This is a genomic window from Bosea sp. 685, assembly GCF_031884435.1.
In the GTDB taxonomy this organism is placed as follows: Bacteria; Pseudomonadota; Alphaproteobacteria; order Rhizobiales; family Beijerinckiaceae; genus Allobosea.
Genome location: NZ_CP134779.1, coordinates 191,221 through 211,218, shown reverse-complemented (window position 1 = coordinate 211,218; position 19,998 = coordinate 191,221). Strand labels below are relative to the sequence as shown.

At 64.7% G+C, this 19,998-nt stretch carries 20 protein-coding genes and 1 tRNA gene; 6 read left to right on the top strand and 15 right to left on the bottom strand.

What is annotated here, in order from left to right:
* The first annotated feature begins 37 nt into the window (after positions 1 to 37).
* The 3 genes from RMR04_RS02055 to RMR04_RS02045 all read left to right on the top strand — a co-directional run bounded on the left by RMR04_RS02055 (position 38) and on the right by RMR04_RS02045 (position 2,834).
* Positions 38 to 1,312, top strand: coding sequence for a hypothetical protein (locus RMR04_RS02055; RefSeq protein ID WP_311912698.1), 1,275 nt, complete (start codon positions 38 to 40; stop codon positions 1,310 to 1,312).
* Between the two features lie 305 nt (positions 1,313 to 1,617).
* The gene (locus tag RMR04_RS02050; protein WP_311912697.1) at positions 1,618 to 1,998 is read left to right on the top strand and encodes a hypothetical protein; all 381 of its coding nucleotides are present in this window, start codon (positions 1,618 to 1,620) and stop codon (positions 1,996 to 1,998) included.
* A gap of 122 nt (positions 1,999 to 2,120) precedes the next feature.
* The gene (locus RMR04_RS02045; RefSeq protein WP_311912696.1) at positions 2,121 to 2,834 is read left to right on the top strand and encodes a hypothetical protein; all 714 of its coding nucleotides are present in this window, start codon (positions 2,121 to 2,123) and stop codon (positions 2,832 to 2,834) included.
* Between the two features lie 123 nt (positions 2,835 to 2,957).
* On the opposite strand, the gene RMR04_RS02040 is transcribed toward RMR04_RS02045, so the two are convergent.
* The 5 genes from RMR04_RS02040 to RMR04_RS02020 all read right to left on the bottom strand — a co-directional run bounded on the left by RMR04_RS02040 (position 2,958) and on the right by RMR04_RS02020 (position 5,096).
* Positions 2,958 to 3,269, bottom strand: a complete 312-nt coding sequence (locus RMR04_RS02040; protein WP_311912695.1) for a HigA family addiction module antitoxin — start codon at positions 3,267 to 3,269, stop codon at positions 2,958 to 2,960.
* A 25-nt stretch (positions 3,270 to 3,294) separates the two neighbouring features.
* Complete coding sequence (locus RMR04_RS02035; RefSeq protein WP_311912694.1) at positions 3,295 to 3,573, bottom strand: type II toxin-antitoxin system RelE/ParE family toxin; 279 nt, start codon at positions 3,571 to 3,573, stop codon at positions 3,295 to 3,297.
* Between the two features lie 286 nt (positions 3,574 to 3,859).
* A complete protein-coding gene (locus RMR04_RS02030; protein ID WP_311912693.1) occupies positions 3,860 to 4,081 on the bottom strand; it encodes a hypothetical protein in 222 nt (73 codons plus the stop codon).
* Positions 4,082 to 4,635: 554 nt separating this feature from the next.
* The gene (locus tag RMR04_RS02025; protein WP_311912692.1) at positions 4,636 to 4,941 is read right to left on the bottom strand and encodes a hypothetical protein; all 306 of its coding nucleotides are present in this window, start codon (positions 4,939 to 4,941) and stop codon (positions 4,636 to 4,638) included.
* Positions 4,942 to 5,019: 78 nt separating this feature from the next.
* Positions 5,020 to 5,096: transfer RNA gene (locus RMR04_RS02020), tRNA-Arg, on the bottom strand.
* Positions 5,097 to 5,124: 28 nt separating this feature from the next.
* Between RMR04_RS02020 and RMR04_RS02015 the strand changes: the two genes are divergently transcribed.
* Both RMR04_RS02015 and RMR04_RS02010 read left to right on the top strand, forming a co-directional pair.
* Complete coding sequence (locus RMR04_RS02015) at positions 5,125 to 5,907, top strand: hypothetical protein (protein WP_311912691.1); 783 nt, start codon at positions 5,125 to 5,127, stop codon at positions 5,905 to 5,907.
* 4 nt (positions 5,908 to 5,911) lie between these two features.
* Entirely contained in the window at positions 5,912 to 7,408 is a 1,497-nt protein-coding gene (locus RMR04_RS02010) for a M48 family metalloprotease (RefSeq protein ID WP_311912690.1), read from the top strand.
* A gap of 388 nt (positions 7,409 to 7,796) precedes the next feature.
* On the opposite strand, the gene RMR04_RS02005 is transcribed toward RMR04_RS02010, so the two are convergent.
* From RMR04_RS02005 to RMR04_RS01980, 6 genes are all read right to left on the bottom strand, one after another.
* On the bottom strand, positions 7,797 to 8,396 hold the full coding sequence (locus RMR04_RS02005; protein WP_310159636.1) for a CarD family transcriptional regulator: 600 nt from the start codon (positions 8,394 to 8,396) through the stop codon (positions 7,797 to 7,799).
* 389 nt (positions 8,397 to 8,785) lie between these two features.
* Positions 8,786 to 9,124: a ferredoxin FdxA gene (fdxA, locus tag RMR04_RS02000; RefSeq protein WP_311912689.1), complete on the bottom strand. Its 339-nt coding sequence runs from the start codon at positions 9,122 to 9,124 to the stop codon at positions 8,786 to 8,788.
* 176 nt (positions 9,125 to 9,300) lie between these two features.
* Positions 9,301 to 9,612 carry an RNA-binding S4 domain-containing protein gene (locus RMR04_RS01995; RefSeq protein ID WP_092171661.1) on the bottom strand — a complete coding sequence of 104 codons (312 nt, stop codon included), beginning with the start codon at positions 9,610 to 9,612 and terminating at the stop codon, positions 9,301 to 9,303.
* Between the two features lie 46 nt (positions 9,613 to 9,658).
* On the bottom strand, positions 9,659 to 12,967 hold the full coding sequence (locus RMR04_RS01990) for a helicase-related protein (RefSeq protein ID WP_311916025.1): 3,309 nt from the start codon (positions 12,965 to 12,967) through the stop codon (positions 9,659 to 9,661).
* 347 nt (positions 12,968 to 13,314) lie between these two features.
* Complete coding sequence (locus RMR04_RS01985) at positions 13,315 to 14,202, bottom strand: alpha/beta fold hydrolase (RefSeq protein WP_311912688.1); 888 nt, start codon at positions 14,200 to 14,202, stop codon at positions 13,315 to 13,317.
* 270 nt (positions 14,203 to 14,472) lie between these two features.
* Positions 14,473 to 15,297 carry a DUF3108 domain-containing protein gene (locus RMR04_RS01980; RefSeq protein ID WP_311912687.1) on the bottom strand — a complete coding sequence of 275 codons (825 nt, stop codon included), beginning with the start codon at positions 15,295 to 15,297 and terminating at the stop codon, positions 14,473 to 14,475.
* A 276-nt stretch (positions 15,298 to 15,573) separates the two neighbouring features.
* Here RMR04_RS01980 and rpmB point away from each other — a divergent pair, with 276 nt between their 5' ends.
* Positions 15,574 to 15,861, top strand: a complete 288-nt coding sequence (gene rpmB / locus RMR04_RS01975; RefSeq protein WP_311912686.1) for a 50S ribosomal protein L28 — start codon at positions 15,574 to 15,576, stop codon at positions 15,859 to 15,861.
* Positions 15,862 to 16,028: 167 nt separating this feature from the next.
* Here rpmB and RMR04_RS01970 read toward each other — a convergent pair whose 3' ends face one another.
* From RMR04_RS01970 to RMR04_RS01955, 4 genes are all read right to left on the bottom strand, one after another.
* Entirely contained in the window at positions 16,029 to 17,033 is a 1,005-nt protein-coding gene (locus RMR04_RS01970; protein WP_311912685.1) for an esterase-like activity of phytase family protein, read from the bottom strand.
* Between the two features lie 280 nt (positions 17,034 to 17,313).
* Entirely contained in the window at positions 17,314 to 19,212 is a 1,899-nt protein-coding gene (gene cobT, locus RMR04_RS01965) for a cobaltochelatase subunit CobT (protein ID WP_311912684.1), read from the bottom strand.
* Positions 19,209 to 19,625 (bottom strand): GNAT family N-acetyltransferase, encoded by a 417-nt coding sequence (locus tag RMR04_RS01960; RefSeq protein ID WP_311912683.1) that lies wholly within the window; start codon positions 19,623 to 19,625, stop codon positions 19,209 to 19,211. The genes cobT and RMR04_RS01960 overlap by 4 nt, the downstream gene beginning before the upstream one ends.
* Positions 19,626 to 19,633: 8 nt before the next feature.
* Positions 19,634 to 19,990, bottom strand: a complete 357-nt coding sequence (locus RMR04_RS01955; RefSeq protein ID WP_311912682.1) for a GFA family protein — start codon at positions 19,988 to 19,990, stop codon at positions 19,634 to 19,636.
* Positions 19,991 to 19,998: the final 8 nt, after the last annotated feature.

Genomic DNA, 19,998 nt, shown 5'->3' with positions numbered 1-19,998 from the left:
ATGTGCACAGAGAAACTTTTGAGGCGAGGGGGCCACCATGGTATCTAACGTCCAAAATGCGTTTCGTGTGCCGTCAGCGAATGACCGCACAATCATCAGCTTGTTCGATGAACTCATGCAGGAGCACGGCTTCAATCCGTGTTCGATCCATCTGCGCGGCGCACCCCGTGGCTACACACGGACGGACAATCAGTCACTTTTCGAGCAGCTCACCAAAAAGAAGTTGCATACGTTAAGGATCGTGTCGAGCCACGGTCCAATAGTTGCCGTAACCTACACTCGCGGAATTTTCGTCCCCAATCCGCACGGCCATGGCCTTCAACATATTCACTCTCCAAGCTGGGACACCATCGAGGTGAGCCCTGCCTCACAGGAGGCAAACGACCCGATCGCGGTCGCGACGATTATCGAGTTGATCAACAAGCGTCTGCCGATGCCGATGGGTGGGACTGATGATCTCGGCCCCGCTGAAGCAGCAGTTGCGTCGCACGTTGCTATGGTCGAGCGCCTCGAACAGACGCTCACGGATATGGCTGAAAGGCATGGCGCCCAGCAAGCAAAGCTTCAGGAAGAGTTTGACCAGCGCCGTCAGAAGTTGATTGAAGAAACCGACGCGCTACGGGCAACGACCGTCGCGGACCTCGACGGCGAAAGGCAATCGGTCGCAGTGCAGCGGCAGGAATTGGATGAGCGGGCGAAGGAACTCGATGACCGTCAGAACACCCACGTTCGACGCGATATCCGCAGAGAACTGAAGGTTCAGCTGGCCGAATACAAGACCGCCTTTGGCCTCACAGCCGGAACCAAGGGCCTCAGGACGCCTATCCATTGGGCGGTTGCAGTCGTGTTGGTCGTGGTGATTGCCGGTGTCGTCCTCTTCGCTTCCCAGACACCCCCTAATGACGGCTGGCCCTATGCTCTCTTCTTGGCTAAGCCGCTTGGCCTAACGTTCGTCGGCGTCGTCATAGCGACTTGGTACATCAACTGGATGAACCGCTGGTTTGAGCGGCACGCTGATGTCGAGTTCCGCCTGAAGGAGTTAGAACTGGATATAGATCGCGCAAGCTGGGTTGTAGAAACGGCATTCGAATGGAAGAAAGCCGGTGAGGACGCGATGCCCGACAAGATGCTTGAAGCGATTGGTCGCAATCTATTCGCCGGGCGCGAAGAAACTCCGGCCGCCGGGCTGAACCCCGTCGATCAACTCGCTTCGGCCTTGCTCGGTCAAGCGTCTCACGCAAAAATTAATCTCGCGGGGCATCAAATTGAATTCGATCGGAAAGCTTTAAAGCGGGCTGGAAAAGCGGAATAGATATTCTCTTCCGAAAGATTATCTGAAGATAGGACGCCGCAATGCCAGATCGGCTCAAGATACGATCGAAATCATTGTCTCGGTCAGCAACCGGCCACCGACGCTCAGTCCACCCGGAGGTGTGAGGCGATGATGGCCGAAGGCGAGGCCAGTTCTGGGGGCAGGCGCGGGGATGGCACCGCGAGCGGGGCAGGATCATGCGCAAGGAACCCTAGGCGGGGTTCTGGCGAAGCGCCCCCGCTCTTGCTTGCGAAGACGCATGCGGAGCCGCAGAGATATGTTGCTCGGCACAGAAGGAGCTGGTCGTGTACGTTCCGACAATATTCAAATGGCTAGTGCTCGCGCTTTGCGCTGGCGCGCTGACCGGGTGTCAAACCACGCAAGAGTCGTTGGCCGACGCCGAAGTGACCTGCGAATCTCAGGGCTTTCGCCTCGGCACCCGCGCCTATCAGCAGTGCCACTCGGCGAACTATGTCGAGAACCGCCGCGCTTCGAACGAGGCGGCCAGCGCAGTCGCGGCCGGTGTTGCCGCCGGGGTCATCGGCGGAGTAATCGCCGGCGCAGCCGTGAGACCCTACGATCGCCGTGGCTACTATGCCCCCGGCGGGTGGGACGGTTCGGCTGACGCCATGGGCAATCGCCCTCCGCCACCGCCCATCAAACCGACGCGGTTGCTGAGCCAGTGACGATAGCCGGTGCAGGAATTCCCCGCTCGACGTGACGTGGGGAGTGAGGTCAGGTCGCGGGACTGTCCCTAGAGCAGCCGCTTCGATGTAAGCAAAGGGAACACACGAATGGGAAACGACGAATGGGACAAAAGCCTGCACTCGGCGGGGAACAGGCCGGCACCGAGCCCCGCGCAGAAGACGGCGGGAAACAGGCCGCCACCATCGGCACCATCGAGCGACGGGCAGAACTCGGCGGGGAACCGGCCGCCCCCGACCCCGAAGCCGAAGCCCTGACACCGGACGACGCTCTGGCGCTGGCTCGTGAGAATTTCCGCTTCAGCGCGATGCGCAATGCCTATTACCACTCGGCACGGCTGCGCTTTTACGAGGCACAGCACCGGGCGCTGATGTTTGGTATCGTGCTCACGGGCACGGCTGGCGTCGCCAATATATTCACTGCCTATGCCGGGGACCGATGGTTCGCTGGCATCACAGCTTTGCTTGCAACGCTCGATTTGGTCTTCGATCTGCGCGGCAAGGCTCAGCTGCACGATTCGCTCAAGCGGCGCTACTTCATACTGCTTGCCCGGCTTGAGGAGCGGCCCGAGGCTGGAGCGCGGCAAATGGCCAAGTGGCAGTCGCGCATCTACAGCATCACGGCCGAGGAGCCTGTGACTTATCGCGCAGTCGATGCCGTCGCCCATAACGAGGCAATCGACACGCTTGGCCTCGATCCCGACGACAAGCAAGCGCTGACGAAATCGCAATATCGCTGGCGCCATTTTTACACGGCGCAAGGCGTGACCTTCCCTTATGCGCGGGAGGTTGCCTCGGCAGGCGATTCCAAGCCCTAATTGGTCTTCCAAAATAAGTTGCGCCACCAGTTCATATCCCCTCCTGGGGAAAAGATAGCGGCTACGGTGCAATTAGGGTCCACCGGACGGGATAGGGACGTGTACGGTCAGCGGGCCAACAGTCTAAGCGACCTGAAGACGCGAGATAGATGATACGTCAACCTCACGCTCCGCATGCCAGGCATCATAGGCAGCCTGAATGCGGAGCCAGAGGCCAATGCTCCCCCCAAAAGCCTTTGCAACCCGCGCAGCCATCGGAGGCGAGAGAGGCTTCTTCTCTTCCAGGAGGTCGTAGAGGTGCTGGCGAGAGATGCCGAGAGCCTTCGCAATCTCGGTCTTGCTCTTCCCGACGTCCTGGATGATGTCGTCCAGAACAGCCCCCGGATGGGAAGGGCAGCGGTTGGTGTCACGCTTGGCGACGATGTCGTTATTCATAATGATACTCCTGGCAGAGACTTGGTCAGTGGTATTGTTCGAAGTCGACTCGGTAGGCGTCTCCATCTTTGAATTCGAATGTGATGCACCATGGCCCATTTATGTGGACGGTGTAGCGCGTTGGATCAAAGCCCTTGAGGGAGTGGAAGTCATAACCGGACAGATTCATATCCTCGGGCTTGGCAGCTGCTTCCAAGGTATCTAGACGGCGCAGAATGCGCTTGTGCTGTTTGGCGTCGATCTTGGCGGTTGTCCCGGTTTCCCAGAGATCCGCCAACGCCTTGTTGATGAAGGTTTTGATCATGGGGGAAATGTAAGCAATTTGCTTACATTCGTCAACTCCTAGCTTACATCCCAAGCTGAGTTGATTGGAAGAATCAAGACCGCGCAGCGGTCCGTTTCGGCAACGCTCTCAAACAAGCGCTTCAGCCTTAGTGGTCAAACACCCCCGCTACTCGGTAAAACAGAAACGGCGATCCAAGATTGTGGAACGGAAATCCTCAATCGGGCGGAGCGCCGGATTTCCGTTGCAAAGGCGCGGATCTGCGTTGCGCCCGAGCGCCGCGGGCGTCCACGTGAGGAGTGCCTTGCTATTTCCCGGCGCTACGCTTGCGAGCTTGCCATGCCTCAACCGCACGCCGCGCACCCTCCACGGATGGATCAATCGTCGGAGCAGATCGCTCCCGTTCGAGTAAGTGCTCTTCAAGCGAAGGCCAATGCCAACGGATGATCTGCCCTCGCTCGATGGCGGGCGGCGGGATGAATCCGGCACGCAGCCATGTATCGAACGTGTCGACGCTGATCATCAGCATCTCGGCCGCCGCCTGACGCGTAACGAAGACTGGGGCGAGTGGCGTGCGCAACCTGAACTAAATTCGTTTCAGATCGGGATAATCGGCTAGGACAGCGTCGGGAACTGGAAGTTTGGCAGCAAGAGCACTCTCCACGGACAGGCGATGAGCCCTCTCCACCAGCTTAAATCCGCGCTCTGAAAAGGACTTGGATAGCGGTGCAGATCGATGCTCTGCGCACCGAACCAAAAGCTCTTCGGCCATTCCGGTGCCGCGCGCGCTTGGATCTAGTTCAATAGTGTCATCCAGATATCCGCCGACGGAGACCCACTTAGATCCCTCCAGCCTCAAAAGCGCTTGGTGCGCGAACGAGGCACCCGTCATGTCGATCATTGCTGTCGCATAGCGAGGGCAGTGGCTAACGGGAACGACGGTAACGAGATGAAATGGATACACATGACCACTGCTTCCAGGATCGGCGCCTTGCGGCTGCGCTCCGCCGGTTACCTCTGCCAGAGTGTGCTCCCATAACCTCATCTATTGTCCCTCTTGGCCAGTTGGCAGCACCCTTCAGTTCACGATTTTGCTCGCTCGTGGATACCCAGCGCATTGTCGATCCTGGCGAACGCCGTGCGTGCGGCGTTTCTCGCGTCGCTGATCGAGAAGCTCGCCTTCGTCATCATGCGGAAGGCTTCCATTAGATAGGTGATCTGGCTCGTGACGTTGCCGAACTTTTGCGGCAGCCCCCGTTCGAACGCCCGGCATTCTCCCAACATGCGATTCGCCGCCTCCTTGGACGGCCAATCGAACGCCTCGGCGGCCAACTTTTGCAGCCGATCCGCGCGCCTCTTGATCTCAGAGATAGCGCCCTCGTCGTCCAAGATCATATTATCCTCAGCGATAACCTGGGAAATGTCTGGAAGGGCAACTTGCCAAAGATCGGTAGAAAATTCGGAAAATGGCGTCCCGGAAGGGATTCGAACCCCTGACCTACGGTTTAGGAAACCGTTGCTCTATCCTGCTGAGCTACCGGGACGCACGCGAAACCGTGTAGCATAATCGCCATGCCGGTGAAGCCTCTTCTCGTCGTTTTTGTCGTTGTGGCAGCGCCTTTCAGCGCGGCCAGGGGGGCCGGGCCCTGCACGGAGCTGCCGGCGGACGCACTGAGCGTGCGGCTGGCCGGCGTCGATGCGGCCGGCGACCCGGTGCTGGCGGATGGCCGCAGCTTGCGGCTCGTCGGCATCGCGCCGCGCCAGAACGCGGCGGAAGCGGCGCGCTTCGCCAGCGAAATCGGACAGTGGCGCGAGCGCGAGCTGAAGCTCGTCATCCTGGCCGGGAGCGACCGCTGGGGCCGCTTGCCGGCGCGGCTGTTTGCGCCCGCCGAGGCCCCGGATTCGGAACCGACGAACCTTGCCGCCGCCCTGTTGCGCAAGGGCGCCGGGCAACGCTTGCCGGAGGCGGCCTTTCCCGATTGCAGCGCAACACCGGCTGCGCGCCCCTCGGCCGCGCGTGGCCCTGCACCGGCGAAGCCCGATCCCACCGGAGATGTCATCGATGGTCACGATATTGCCGCCTTGAAGGCGCAAGCGGGGCGCTTCGTGGCGGTAGAGGGACGGGTGGCTTCCGTGGGCGAGCGGGCGCAACGCACCTATCTGAATTTTTCAAGGCGACGCACCGAAGCCGGTGCGATCATGCTGTCGCGCACGCAATGGCGCGAACTCCAGGCTTCCGGCTGGACCGCGAGCGGTCTGACCGGTAAACGCGTGCGGGCACGCGGTGTGCTATCTGGACAGGATGGCACCCTGCTCGAGGCGTCTTCGGCCGCCGCCCTGGAGCTGATCGACTGACAGCATGCTGGCGTTCTGGCGACACGCATACCGCGCTCTTCTCAAGCGGCTCATCGCGCTGGCCTTGCCGGCAGCGCTGCTCGTGGCGGCCTTTCTCGTGGCTTGCACCAACGACCAGAGCGCCCTGCTGCCGCAGCAGACGACCGGCGGCGAGCTGGCGCCGCGCGTCAACGCGATCCAGCGCGCCTCGGACAGCGAGCACCAGCGGCTGCTGACGGCCTTCGGCGGCGAGTACCGCTCGCCCAACGCCCGCGCCGCGCTCGACGAGGTGGTCCAGCGGCTGGCCAAGGCGAGCGAGGGCCAGATCGGCGCCTATGAGATCACCATCCTGAATTCGCCGGTGGTCAACGCCTTCGCCCTGCCCAATGGCCGGCTCTATGTGACGCGCGGCTTGCTCGCGCTCGCCAACGACACCGCAGAGATCGCCTCGGTGCTCGCCCATGAGATCGCCCATGTCACGGCGCAGCACGCGGTCGAGCGCGCCGAGAAGGAGCTTGAATCCGCCCTGGTCAGCCAGGTCGTCTCGCAGGTGCTGAAGGATCCCGCCGCGGGTGCGGCGGTACAGGCAGGGTCGAAGCTCTCGCTCGCGCGCTTCTCGCGCCAGCAGGAGCTGACCGCCGACCAGATCAGCGTGCGCAACATCTCGCGCGCCGGCTACGACCCCTATGGCGCCGGCCGCTTCCTCCAAGCGCTCGGCCGCAACACCGCCTTCCGCAATGCCGGCCAGGGCCAGAGCGCCGAGGACAAGCGGCTCGACATTCTCTCCAGCCATCCCTCTACGCCTGAGCGCGTGGCCGCCGTCACCGCCGGCGCCCGCCAGATCGGCGCGCCGGGCATCGGCGAGCGCGACGCCGCCCGCTGGCTCGCCGCGATCGACGGCATCGCCTATGGCGACGACCCGCGCGACGGCGTGGTGCGCGGCAAGCGCTATCTCAACAGCGCATTGCGCATCGCCTTCACCGCCCCGGACGGCTTCAGCCTGGAGTCGGCACGCGACATGGTGATCGGCGTCAGCGCCAACGGCAACCAGGCGCTGCGCTTCGATTCCGTCACGCTGAAATCGGGCCAGACGCTGGAGGCCTACGTCACCTCCGGCTGGATCGACGGCGTCGAGACCGGCGCGGTCGAGCATCTCGATGTCGCCGGCCAGCCCGCCGTCATCACCACCGGCAAGGGCACCGACTGGACCTTCAGGCTCGCCGCGATCCAGGCCGGCGGGCGGGTCTATCGCTTCATCCTGGCGGCGAAGGGCGCAAACGACCCGGAGCGGCCGATGCGCGCCGTGATCGACAGCTTCCGCGCCCTCACAGCCTCGGAAGCGCAGGCCGCCAAGCCGATGCAGATCCGCATCGTCACCGCCTCGGCCGGCGACACCGCGGCCAGCATGGCGGAGCGCATGCCCAGCCTGGACCGCGCGCAGGAGCTCTTCCTGGTCCTGAACGGGCTGGATCGCAGCGGCCCGCTGACGCCCGGGCAGCGCTACAAGATCGTCGCGGAATAGCGGCCGGCCGCGACGCTCTTATACTGACGGCCTTTAGAGCCCGTTTGGAACCTCCAGCCCTCATCCTGAGGAGCCGCGAAGCGGCGTCTCGAAGGATGATGGCTCGCGGAGTTTCCAAACGAGGTCTTAGCGATGAGCGATGGCGTTATTCTCTGCCGTCATTCCGGGGCAGGCCGAAGACCTGAGCCCGGAACCTAGAACCACTATGTGTCCTCGTGAAGCCAGCCGGAAACCCGTGCCTTCTCCAGCAGCGGCATCGGTTCTGGGTTCCAGGCTCGATCCTTCGGATCGCCCCGGAATGACGGGACGACCTCAGCCATAAGTCACTGAGACGAAAAAACCCGGCGGTCGCCCGCCGGGTTTCTCGTAACTCACAAGGGAAGCAGCCTCAGGCGGCCTCTTCCTGGATGTCGTCATTGTCGCCTTCGATCTCGGCTTCGGCCTCGGCCGCCTCGCCCTTGGCGGCGCGGCGCGGCGATTTGGCGAGCTGGGCCTCGATCTTCTTCAGGGCCTCGGTCTCGGTGATGTCGTCGACGACGGCAATCTCGCGGGTCATGCGATCGACAGCCGCCTCATAGAGCTGACGCTCGGAGTAGGACTGCTCGGGCTGCGCCTCGGAGCGATAAAGATCGCGCACGACCTCGGCGATCGCGACGAGATCGCCCGAATTGATCTTGGCCTCGTATTCCTGCGCCCGGCGCGACCACATGGTGCGCTTGATGCGCGCGCGGCCGGTCAGCGTGGTCAGGGCCTTGGTGACGCTCTCCGCATCGGCGAGCTTGCGCAGACCGACGCTGGCGGCCTTGGCGGTGGGAACGCGCAGGGTCATCTTGTCCTTGGCGAAGCTGACGACGAAGAGCTCGAGCTTGAAACCCGCGACTTCCTGCTCCTCGATCGCCGTGATCTGGCCGACGCCATGAGACGGGTAGACGACGAACTCGCCCGTCTTGAAACCTAGGCGCACAACAGCTTTCTTCACCATGGACATGCCGTTACGACTCCTGACCGAACCGCTTGACGCGGGCTTGACGTTATCCGCCTCCGGACGGGATGACCGGAGGCGCTCTGCCTGATGCGAATGGACCGATCATCGGATCGGACCAAATGCTTCACGCGTCCCTCAGCCGACCGTTTCATACGCACCCAAAGACAACGGACGACTTCGCTCCGGCAACGCACCGGGAGCTGGGATCGTTCGTATCGAAGGGAGCGCCCCGTTCGTGAAACCTCGCAGGGGCATGCGGAACGAATTCGACTATGCTGATATGCATAGCATAAAAAACACGCCGAATCAAAGGTAAACGCGTTTTCGCCTCGGCTCAGCGCCCGGCGCGGCCGATTGAGCTGGCGCTCACTCCGCGCTCACCTAACGGCAGCTTAGTCGCCCTCACCAGGATTCGGCGAGAAATGCTCATCGAGCTTGCCGGCGACGCCGTCGAAGGCTTTCGCATCCGGCGGCGCGTCCTTCTTCTGGGTGATATTGGGCCAGGACGAGGCATATTTCGAGTTGAGCTGCAGCCAGCTTTCGAGGCCCGGCTCGGTGTCGGGTTTGATCGCCTCGGCCGGGCATTCCGGCTCGCAGACGCCGCAATCGATGCATTCGTCGGGATGAATGACGAGCATGTTCTCGCCCTCATAGAAGCAGTCGACCGGACAGACCTCGACGCAATCCATGTACTTGCACTTGATGCAATTCTCGGTGACCACATAGGTCATGTCGTCCGTCCTTCTCCGTCCGCGCGCGGCCGCCTCATAAAGCGCCGAAGGGCGCGGGTTTCAAGGCCGTTTTCAGCCCATTCGACAGCAGGAACTTCTTCTCTGAGCGCCGCGCGGAGATGGAAATTCCTAAACCGATCCAGCGGAATTCATATGTACACAAATGAATATTAAGCTTAGCCGCCCGACTTCCCCTCGGCAAGCGACGGATCGTCGCGCGCCGCGCCGTTCAACGGTTCGTAGAGCAGCCGCGCCTCCTCGTAAGGACCGCGCCGCGTGCCCAGCTCCAGCACCCGCACGACGAGCGTGGCATGCGGCAGCGCCAGGGTCAGCACGTCGCCAAGCTTGAGCCCATGCGCGGCGTTCTCGATCCTGCGCCCCTCGACCCTGACATGCCCATCCTCGACCAGGCGCACCGCGACGGGGCGCGTCCTAGCGAAACGCGCGAACCAGAGCCATTTGTCGAGGCGCTGCCGATCCTGCCGCAAGGGCCGCCTTTCCGTTCAGCGTCGAGAGCTCAGAGTATTTGCCCGCTCACGTCTTGCGCCCCTCGAGCTGGGCCTTGAGCGCTGCAAGCTTGGCGAAAGGCGAATCCGGATCCGGCTCGCGCTCGGCCGGCCTCGGGCGTTGCGGCTGCTGGAAACGCTCGCCGCCGCGATCCTCGCGGCGCGGCCCGCTCGGCCGCTGATCGCGCTTGAACTCCGGCCGCGGGCCGCGACCCTGCTCGGGACGCCCGCCGCGTGGCGGCTGCCCCTGGCGCGGCGCATCGTCGCGCCGTGGTCCCCGCTCCGGGCGCGGCGCCGCAGGTGCAGCCTCCGCACCGGCAGCCGCTGCCACGGCCGGGCGATCCTGCCCACCCTCGCGCCGCCTGTCATCGGGCCGCCCGCCGCGGTTGGGCCTGTCGCCGCGACGGCCACCCGGCTGACGTTCGCCGGGGGCGCCGTCGCGCGGAGCGCCACGGCTTGCCTGTTCGGGCCTGCGCCCGCCCTGGTGGCGATGCGGCCGCCAGACCTCGATCAATTCCGGCTCGGCTGCCGGCGCGAGCGTTGCGGCCGCAGCCACCTCGGTGGCCTCGGCGGCAGCTTCCGCCGGCGCTTGCTCAACAGGCTCCTCGGCGACAGCCGGCAAGGCCGACATCAGATCAGCAGGAACGGCCACGGGCTCCGGCTCGGGAGCCGGCGCCATCTCGGTTTCCGCCGGGAGCGCCGCAACGGCCTCCGTCACCTCGGATACGGACGCCACATCCTCCGCGACAGAAGCGGGCTCGTCGGAGACCACGCCCTCCGCCGGTTGCTCGGCAGCCTCAGTGGCAACGACAGCCTCATCAACCTTGACCGGCTCCAGCTTCGGCACTGGGGGCACAGCCAAGGGCACGGTGATGGCCGGGCCCGGACGCTTGACCGAGACATAGCCGAGCGAACGCAGGATCGAGGCGAAATCCTCGCCCGCGCAGCCTACGAGCGAGGTCATCGCGCCGGTGGCAACGAAACCGTCCTGATCGGCCGCGCCAGTCGGCGGCGTGCCTTGGGTGAGGCCCGGACGATAGGCGATCGCCGGCCGGATCAGATCGGCCAGGCGCTCCAGGATATCGACGCGCACGGCGCGCTCGCCGCAGACGCGATAGCCGGCGGCGCGATAGAGCCCCTTGGGAACCGCCTTGTCGACCGCAAACGAGGTCCGGCCCGAGGCCGCCAGATGAGCGATGTCGTCGAGCCCGCTCATTTCCGGCGAACCGTGCTTCAGGGCCCAGAGCTGGGCCGCGAGCGCGCGGGGTGCCGGCTTCAGCAGCGCCGGCGCATAGAGATGGAAAGCCCCGAAACGGATGCCCAGCTGGCGCAGGGCGGCACGGCCCTCCTGGTCGAGCGCCTTCATCTCCTCGCCGACCTTGGTGCGCTCGAGCACGCCGAGCGATTCGGCGACCTGATAGGCGATGCCGCGCGCGATGCCGGTCAGCGTCGTCGCATCCTCCAGCAACAGCAGCGCGCCGAGCAGGCGAGTGACGTGATTCTTCAGCCAGAGCGTCAGGCGCGTCTCGACCTGCTCGCGCGCCGGCCCCGTCAGATGTTCCTCGACCAACAGGCGCAGGCGCGGCTCGATTGCCTTCTCGCCCGCGACCAGGCGCGCCACCGGCTCGCCGATCCAACGCAGCAAACCGTCATGCGACAGCACGAAAGCATCGTCGCCGGCCAGAACGACGCGCGCGGCGCGCGCTTCGATCTCGCTGGCGAGCGCCTTCATCGCAGCCATATTCAGGGCTTTCGCCTCCGGCCCGCCGGCCTTCGGGTCCGCCGTGAAGCGAAACCCCTGCAGCATTCCGACGTGCTGGCCCTCGACGAGCACATCGCCCGCCGTGGTGACCTCAGCCTCCAACATGGTATTCTCCCGCAAACGACGCATCAGCACACTCGTGCGCCGATCCACAAAACGGCTGGCAAGCCTCTCGTGCAAAGCGTCCGACAGCTTGTCCTCTACAAGACGCGCCACCCCCTGCCAATGCTCAGGATCAGGCAACCAGTCGGGACGGTTGGCGACGAAGGTCCAGGTTCGCACCTGCGCGATGCGGGCCGACAGCGTATCGATCTCGCCATCCGTGCGATCGAGCGCCGAAAGCTGGGCGTGATACCAGTCGATATCGAGCCGGCCATGGCGCATCAGGCGCAGATAAAGCGTGGTAGCAAGGTCCGCATGCTGCATCGGCGCGATCTTGCGGTAATCGGGCAGTCCGCAGACCTCCCAGAGCCGCTCGACCGCGGGACGCCCCTGAGCCAGCGCCTTGACGTCCGGGTCCTTCGCCAGGATTTCCAGCGTCGTCATGTCTTCGGCGATCAAGGCCCGCGTCAGCCCCTGCTCCGAAGGCTGGATATTGAGGCTGTCGAGCAAGCTCTCGATCGAACGCTGGTCGAGATCGGTGTTGCGCCATTGCAACTGCCGAACCGGTTCGAAGCGATGGTTCTCGATCGCATCGACGAGATCAGCCTCGAAGGGCGGGCAACGTCCGCTGGTGCCGAAGCTGCCGTCGCGCAGATGCCGCCCCGCGCGCCCCGCGATCTGGCCGAATTCCGCCGGGTTGAGCTTGCGGAAATGATGGCCATCGAACTTCTTGTCCGCCGCGAAGGCGATATGGTCGACATCGAGATTGAGGCCCATGCCGATCGCGTCGGTCGCGACGAGATAGTCGACATCACCCGACTGGTAGATCTCGACCTGCGCATTGCGTGTCCGCGGCGACAGCGCACCCAGCACCACGGCCGCCCCGCCCTTCTGCCGGCGGATCAGCTCGGCGATGGCGTAGACTTCCTCGACCGAGAAGGCGACGATGGCCGAGCGCGGCGGCAGCCTGGTGATCTTGCGATCGCCGGCGAACAGCAATTGCGACAGGCGCGGGCGCGTGACCACGTTGACGCCGGGGATGAGCTGCTCGATCAGCGGCTTCATCGTGCCGGCCCCGATCAGCATGGTTTCGGCCCGGCCGCGCCGGTTCAGGAGCCGGTCGGTGAAGACATGGCCGCGATCAAGATCGGCGGCGAGCTGGATCTCGTCGATCGCGACGAAATCGACCGCGAGATCGCGCGGCATCGCTTCAACCGTGCAGACCCAGAAGCGCGGCCGCTCCGGCTTGATCTTCTCCTCGCCGGTGACGAGCGCGACAGCGTCAGCGCCGACCTTCTCGACCACGCGGCTGTAGACCTCGCGCGCCAGCAGCCGGAGCGGCAAGCCGATCATGCCTGTCGGATGCGCCACCATCCGCTCGATCGCGAGATGCGTCTTGCCGGTGTTGGTGGGGCCGAGAACCGCGGTGACGCCGTTTGCACGGACGGAGCGAGGCAAGGGACGAGCTGAAATCAAAACGCGACCGATCGTGACCGCCCGCCCTCGCCGCCCGGCACGCGACTGCGCCAGGCGGACTCAAGGCAACGGCGTGGCATCAGGGGATAGAACGAGTCCTGAACGAAGCAAGCCCGAATCGCTGACTCGGCCTGAATCCGGTTTCGTTCCCGGCAAGATATCGCGGCGCGGAAAAGCGCGACCACCCTATCTGGAATCGAAGCACCGGCATCGTCCGTCCTCTCGCGCGCCTGATGCGGCCCTGGGCTGCATCGCGCCTTCGCCTATTTAAGTCTTTCCCGCGCCGAAACGAGAGGGGCGCCGCCACGATGGTCAAGATCGCCATCGCATCCAGCCTGCCGCGGTCATCCGAAGACGTCGACGAACACCTCGGCCGCCTCGTCGGGCGCCTCGACATGCACGAAATGCCCGGCGCTCTCGCAGAACGTGACCTTGGCCTCGTCGAAATGCTCCGGCACGAAAGCCGCCCATTCCGATTTCAGGATCGGGTCATGCCGGCCCCAATGCACCCGCGTCGGCTGGTGAATCCGCACGGATGGCGGTGCGTGGCCGTCGATCGCCGCCAGCCGCAATGCGTTCTGGCTGCGATACCAGTCGAACCCGCCGCGCAGATTGCCGGGCTTCATGAAATTGTCGACCCAGAGCTCGAAGGCCGGCTCGAAGGCATCCTTGCGGTGGCACCAATGCGTCAGGAAATGCCCGAGATAGAGCGAGCAGGCCTCGCGGCTCAAACCCACCAGCGCCTCGGCCAGGCCGAGCTGCTGGAACGCCTGGTACCAGACCTCGTTGACATGCCCGTCATGGACCCAACGCCCCCCGACGCTCGCTGTCGGGCAGTTGAAGAACAGCAAGCGCTCGACCGCTTGCGGATGCCGCCGCGCCAGCGCCTGCGCCGCATAGGCCCCGACATCATGGCCGACGACGCCGACAGAATCGAGATCCAGCGCATGCAGCAGCGCGGCCATGTCGTCGGCATGGCAATTGGCGCCGACATCGCTGCGCGGCCCCGCCGCCTTGGCGCTGTCGCCAAAACCGCGCAGATCGGGCGCGATCAATCGAAATTCGCCATGCAGACGATTGATCAGCGGCAACCAGGTCGCCCAGAACTCCGGCCAGCCATGCAGCAGCAGAACCGGCGGTCCATCGCCGATCTCGGCGATATGCAGCGTGGTGTCGCGAACGGCGAGCTGGCGATGGCGCAGGCCCGGCGGAGCGGTGAAGTCGCTGGTCATGGCGTCTTTCTGGCGCAGGCAGTGACGTCAGGGTAATGCCGGCTCCGTCGCCGCCGCAATCGGCCGCGGAGCATGACGCCCCTGCAGCGTCGGTTCTCCACAGGCGGCTGGAGCGCGCTCGCCCGAACGCAGCGCGCCTAGAGCCGGATGATTTCAGCTGGCATCACTAGAGTGCCCCCAGCTGAAATCTGAATCCGTCTCTCATCAAGGAGTTAGAGCAGGATCAATGCGAAAAAAACGGTTCCCACTTTTTCGCATCCTGCTCTAGCCTCAATTCCCGGCAGTGCTCGCCGTCACGCCCGGATCGACCCTGAAGCTCGAGGCTTCGACCACGGCGGTGCCGATCATCGTCTTCACCGAAATGCGCACCGGGACCATCACATTCGTCCCCGCCACCGGCGCGAGCCAGACGCTGATCTCCTTGTTCTCGGCCATGAACTTGGTGCTGGGCCGCAGCGCCCTGTGGCCGGCGATCGGCACATAGCGCACCTGGCAGACCGCGACCGGGCCGCCATAACCGTCCAGCTTGACCTCCCGGGAGCCGGCATAGCTCATCTTGATGTCATAGCGGGCCGCACCGTCGAAGATCGGCAGCGTACGGTTGCAGGCGCTCGCGCTGCCGCCCTTGCCATCGACGGGCATCAGGAAGGCACTGAGCGGATCCAGGATATTGCGCTTGTGGCCGTCCGTCAGGGGTACGCGGTCCGGCTTGAAGTCGATCGGCGGGACGATCTCGATCGCCTGGACATTGCCGCCACCGAGCGCCATGCGCACAGTCCGGCTCTCGCTGGAGCTGGCGGAGCTGATCGCGAAGGTTGCCGGCATCGGCTTGCCGGCATTCATATTGCCGGTTGCCGCGCCCGAGCCGCGCCCGCCGGTAAAGCCGCCGACCAATCCGGTCAGCTTCGCCACGATGTCGAGCTTGTAGCCGCTGGAATCGACGCCGCCGCTGAGATTGGCCGTACCGAGCGTCAGGCCCAAGAGCGAGACCTGGTATTTCGCGTCGAGCGAAGCGGCCTGCGCCGGCAGGCTGGTCGCCGCCAGCATGGCAACCAAGGACAACCCGGCCAGGGACGGCGCGATGGCGGGTTTCATCCGTTTCCTCCGAGCTTTGGGTATGATTTGCAATGCACTGCGAATCGGTCTGAATCGTGACCTGTTTCGCGGCATTTGGCGAGCCGCGCGCCAGTCCGGCCTCTCGCTAGCGTCGCTGTCGGCCACGACGCGCCGATATCGGCGAGTTCTCCTTGACGCCGCCGCCTGCCTTGGCTATGGAACCGCGACTTCAATTTGACTTCCGGTGCTCATGTCCGGCACGTCGCGTGTCGGCATTTTTGTTTGAGCGAACCGGTTGCAGCAAGGAACGATGACATGGCCCGCCGTTGCGAACTGACCGGGAAAGGTACCCTGACCGGGCACCTCGTCAGCCACTCGAACCGCAAGACCAAGACGGTTTTCCGTCCCAACCTCGTGCAGGTCACGCTGCAGTCGGATACGCTGGGCCGTTCGGTTCGTCTGCGCGTCTCGGCCAATGCGCTGCGCACGGTCGACCATCGCGGCGGCCTCGACGCCTTCCTGGTCAAGGCCCCGGCCTCCGACCTTTCGGCTGGCGCCCTGACCCTGAAGCGCGACATCGAGAAGAAGCTCGCCACCGCCTGAGCGGGCTTGCTTTTCCGATTGAATGAAGCGGCCGCGAGGCCGCTTTTTTCGTTTGGGCTGAGCTCATCGTCATTCTCGGGCGCAGCGAAGCGGAGATCCGAGAAGCTCTGCCCGGAGATTCCTCCTCCAGAGATAGTCGGGGCAAGCCCGACCATGACGGCCCTTGCTCAAACCAGCTCGAATTCCAGCAGGATCGTTCGCTGCAGGAACGAGAAATTATCGTCCGAGATCAGGGTCAGGATGGTCTTACCCTGCTCCAGATGGACGGACAAACCCTCCATATTGTCGATCTCCTGGCCAAGATCGGCCTCGATCAGATAAGGCCCGTCGAGCAGCGCACCTGGCTTGATGCCTGCCCCCGCGATCCGGCGGATGCGCATGCCGACGCCGCGCAGCGGCCGATACCAGCGCTCCAGCACCAGCATGTCCCCGCCGGGCAGGAAGGCGAGATCGGTGATGTCGAAGCCGTCATGGCGCGCAAGCTGGAACAGGCCCGGCTGCCGGCCGCCGAGGATGATACCGAGCGTCGGCTCATTCTCGCCGCCCGAGCGCTCGGCGATGGCGACGAGCGCGCCCGCAAGCGGATGGCCGGTTGGCGCGACGCCGATCGCCTCCAGCCCACGATTGCTCGGCAGGCGCTTGACCTCGCGCGGCACCGGCACGATGCGGGCGCGCGCCGCGACGCCGTCTTTCGCCCAGTCGAAGCGCAGGACGTCATGCGTCCGCTCGACGCCGATATAGGCAACGCCATCCACGATCGTCAGGCTCTCCGTATCGAAAGAGCGCGAGCGGTGCAGCGGCTTGCCCGAAGCTCCCAGGATAGGCGCGAGCTCCGCCGCATCGAGCGCAACGATACGGCCACCTTGCGAACGCGGCTTCGCCGTCAGCCAGAAGCCGTTATCGGTGATGGAAACGAGCTCGGCCCCATCGGGAGAGCGCCACAGCCCGGAAAAACCGCCAAAACGCGGATGATTTGCGGTCAGGACGAGCCCGCCGCGAAAATTCAATTGGCCGAAGCGCATCTTATCGAGGCTGCGCGGCTCGAACGCCTTGATCGGGCGCGCCGAGATCGTGATCGGACTGCGGGTCTGCTCGAAGGATTGGGCGAGCGCGGGCGGAGCCAGGCCGAGTGCGGCGAGTCCAGCCAAGGCGCGACGGCGCGTCAGACGCATAGGCCGTTGCCGCCATATCCTGAAAGGGCGCGGGGAACCCCTCTCCTGTAAGGAGAGGGGCAGGGGTGAGGTGTAGGCCCCTGGACCAGTGTAGTGCCGACGCCGCAGTGCCGCAGCGGTGGGGTCGCGGCCAAGGCGTCAAACGGCCGCCCCCTCACCCTGCTCTCTCCCACCAATCTCGGGCTTGTCCGAGATTGGCAGAGATAATGATCCAAGTCGGAAGCATCCGACTTGGATTGGAGAGGGTTCCCCGCGCCTGCCCATGCAGCCGGCGAGGTTTTCACTGCAGCCGCCGCGACCCGCGTGACTTGGTCGAGAGCCCGGCATCTTCCTCGAAGAGCTCCGCCAGCTTCTCGGTCATCACGCCGCCGAGCTCCTCGGCATCGACGATGGTGACGGCGCGGCGGTAATAGCGCGTGACGTCATGGCCGATGCCGATGGCGATCAGCTCGACCGGCGAACGCGTCTCGACCTCGGCGATGACATGGCGCAGATGCCGCTCGAGATAATTGCCGGCATTGACCGAAAGCGTGGAGTCGTCGACCGGCGCGCCGTCCGAGATCACCATCAGGATCTTGCGCTGCTCGGGCCGAGCCAGCAGGCGCTTATGCGCCCAATCCAGTGCCTCGCCGTCGATATTCTCCTTGAGCAGGCCCTCGCGCATCATCAGCCCGAGATTCTTGCGCGCCCGGCGCCAGGGTGCATCCGCCGCCTTGTAGATGATGTGGCGCAGGTCGTTGAGACGCCCGGGTGCCGCCGGCTTGCCCGATTGCAGCCAGGCCTCGCGCGAAAGCCCGCCCTTCCAGGCCCGCGTGGTGAAGCCCAAAAGCTCGACCTTGACGCCGCAGCGCTCCAGCGTGCGCGCCAGGATATCGGCGCAGGTCGCCGCGACCGTGATCGGCCGGCCGCGCATCGAGCCGGAATTGTCGATCAGCAGCGTCACCACCGTATCGCGGAAATTCACGTCCGATTCCTGCCGGAAAGAGAGCGGCTGGTAGGGGTCGATGATGATGCGTGGCAGGCGGGCCGGGTCGAGCGCGCCCTCCTCCAGGTCGAACTGCCAGGAGCGGTTCTGCTGCGCCATCAGCCGGCGCTGGAGCCGGTTCGCGAGGCGAGCCACCACGCCCTGGAGATGAGCAAGCTGCTTGTCGAGATAAGCACGCAGCCGCGTCAGCTCCTCGGCGTCGCAAAGCTCCTCGGCCGTGACGACTTCGTCGAATTTCTGCGTATAGGCCTTGTAGTCCGTCACCGGGCGGTCGTTCTGCTTGCCCTCGCGCGGACGCGGCGCTTCGCCGGCTTCCTCGGACTCGGAATTCTCGTCCTCGTCCTCCCAGTCGCCGGCCGGCGCGTCGGTCGCCTCGGAGGCGCCCTCCTGCAATTCCTCGGTCGCGTCGTCGCTGACCTCGACCTCGGACCGCTCGCCCTGGCTCTCTTGCTCGGCCTCGCCGTCCTGCTGCTGCTGGTCGTCGGAGGATTGGTCCTGGTTGTCCTCGTCCTGCTCGTCGTCCTGGCCCTGGCTGGTCTGCTCGGCCATGTCGAGCGAGGCCAGCATGTCGCGCACGGTACGGGCGAAGCCACGCTGATCCTCGACGGATTTCGCCAGACGGTCGAGATCGGCCCCGGCCTTGGCCTCGATCTGCTCGCGCCAGAGATCGACCAGCTTCTCGGCGGCCTTGGGCGGCTTCAGCCCGGTCAGGCGCTCACGCACCATCAAGGCAAGCGCATCCTCCAGCGGCGCGTCGGCGCGGTCGGTGATCTCCTCATAGCGCCCGCCGCGATGGTAGCGATCCTCCAGCATGGCGGTGATGTTGCCGGCCATGCCGCTCATCCGGCGCGAACCGACGCATTCGACGCGCGACTGCTCGACGGCATCGAACACGGCGCGCGCCGCATCGCCCTCGGGCGCGGCGCGGCGATGCACGGTCGCGTCATGGCAGGCGAGCCTGAGCGCCATCGAATCGGCGTGGCCGCGCAGGATCGCGACATCCTGGGCGGTGAGCTTGCGCGGCGGCTCGGGCAGGCGGGCGCGCTCGCCCACGAGCGAGGGTTTGTCGGCCGCGAAGACGATCTCCATCTCGGGCTTGCGCGCGATCGCCTTCATCGCGCCCGAAATCGCGCGCTTCAGCGGCTCCGCTGGCGCTTCCTTGGTCTGGCCGGGCTTGCGATTGGAGATGCTCATAGCGCCTTCGTGAAGTGATGAATGCGATGACCGGCTACAGGATAGTCCTCCATCCGGCCGCATTCGCGATAGCCCAGCCGAGGATAGAAATCCGGCGCCTGAAGGCTCATCGTGCTCAGATAGACACCGCGCGCCCCATGATCCCGCGCGGTCTGTTCGGCTTGCGCCACCAGCGCCTCGCCAAAGCCGGCGCCGCGATGGCCCCCGTCGACCCAGAGCAGGTCGACATGAAGCCACTCCCATTTCAGCTCGCCGACGAGGCCGCCGACGATCGCACCGCTCTCGTCGCGCACGCTGATCGCGAGCGGTTTCGTATTGCGCGGACCGATCTTCGCCTCGTTATGAGCGGACAGGCCGCGCAGAACCGCCATGCGCGTCTCGTCCTGGTCCGGTTCGACGACGATCGCGACCATCTTCACTCCTAGCGCGAACGCCCGTCATAGAGTGTCGGCTGCAGCTCGGCCGGCTCGATGCCGCTCAAGCAGCGCACATTGACCGCCACCGTCTGTGTTCCGTCCGGCAAGGCGCCGCGCGCGAAGGATTCGACACCGCAGGTCTCGCAGAACAGATGCTGGATCTTGCCCGTGTTGAAGCGGTACTCGGTCAGCCCGTCCTCGCCCTTGTCGAGGCTGAAGGCCCCCGCAGGCGAGAAAGCCAGCACCGAGCCCCGCTTCTGACAATAGGAGCAGTTGCAGGTGATCGTCCGGTCGAGATCGGTCTCGACCGTGAAGGCGACACGGCCGGAATGGCAACCGCCGTCGTAGCGTGCGCTTGCCATATCGTGTC

Coding starts and splice junctions, on each gene's coding strand:
- RMR04_RS01980 (WP_311912687.1), bottom strand. CDS start 15,297: ATGAAACCCGCCATCGCGCCGTCCCTGGCCGGGTTGTCCTTGGTTGCC.
- RMR04_RS02010 (WP_311912690.1), top strand. CDS start 5,912: ATGCTGGCGTTCTGGCGACACGCATACCGCGCTCTTCTCAAGCGGCTC.
- RMR04_RS02045 (WP_311912696.1), top strand. CDS start 2,121: ATGGGACAAAAGCCTGCACTCGGCGGGGAACAGGCCGGCACCGAGCCC.
- RMR04_RS02055 (WP_311912698.1), top strand. CDS start 38: ATGGTATCTAACGTCCAAAATGCGTTTCGTGTGCCGTCAGCGAATGAC.
- rpmB (WP_311912686.1), top strand. CDS start 15,574: ATGGCCCGCCGTTGCGAACTGACCGGGAAAGGTACCCTGACCGGGCAC.
- RMR04_RS02015 (WP_311912691.1), top strand. CDS start 5,125: ATGCCGGTGAAGCCTCTTCTCGTCGTTTTTGTCGTTGTGGCAGCGCCT.
- RMR04_RS01985 (WP_311912688.1), bottom strand. CDS start 14,202: ATGACCAGCGACTTCACCGCTCCGCCGGGCCTGCGCCATCGCCAGCTC.
- fdxA (WP_311912689.1), bottom strand. CDS start 9,124: ATGACCTATGTGGTCACCGAGAATTGCATCAAGTGCAAGTACATGGAT.
- RMR04_RS01960 (WP_311912683.1), bottom strand. CDS start 19,625: ATGGTCGCGATCGTCGTCGAACCGGACCAGGACGAGACGCGCATGGCG.
- RMR04_RS02030 (WP_311912693.1), bottom strand. CDS start 4,081: ATGCTGATGATCAGCGTCGACACGTTCGATACATGGCTGCGTGCCGGA.
- RMR04_RS01955 (WP_311912682.1), bottom strand. CDS start 19,990: ATGGCAAGCGCACGCTACGACGGCGGTTGCCATTCCGGCCGTGTCGCC.
- RMR04_RS02035 (WP_311912694.1), bottom strand. CDS start 3,573: ATGATCAAAACCTTCATCAACAAGGCGTTGGCGGATCTCTGGGAAACC.
- cobT (WP_311912684.1), bottom strand. CDS start 19,212: ATGAGCATCTCCAATCGCAAGCCCGGCCAGACCAAGGAAGCGCCAGCG.
- RMR04_RS02005 (WP_310159636.1), bottom strand. CDS start 8,396: ATGTCCATGGTGAAGAAAGCTGTTGTGCGCCTAGGTTTCAAGACGGGC.
- RMR04_RS02040 (WP_311912695.1), bottom strand. CDS start 3,269: ATGAATAACGACATCGTCGCCAAGCGTGACACCAACCGCTGCCCTTCC.
- RMR04_RS01970 (WP_311912685.1), bottom strand. CDS start 17,033: ATGCGTCTGACGCGCCGTCGCGCCTTGGCTGGACTCGCCGCACTCGGC.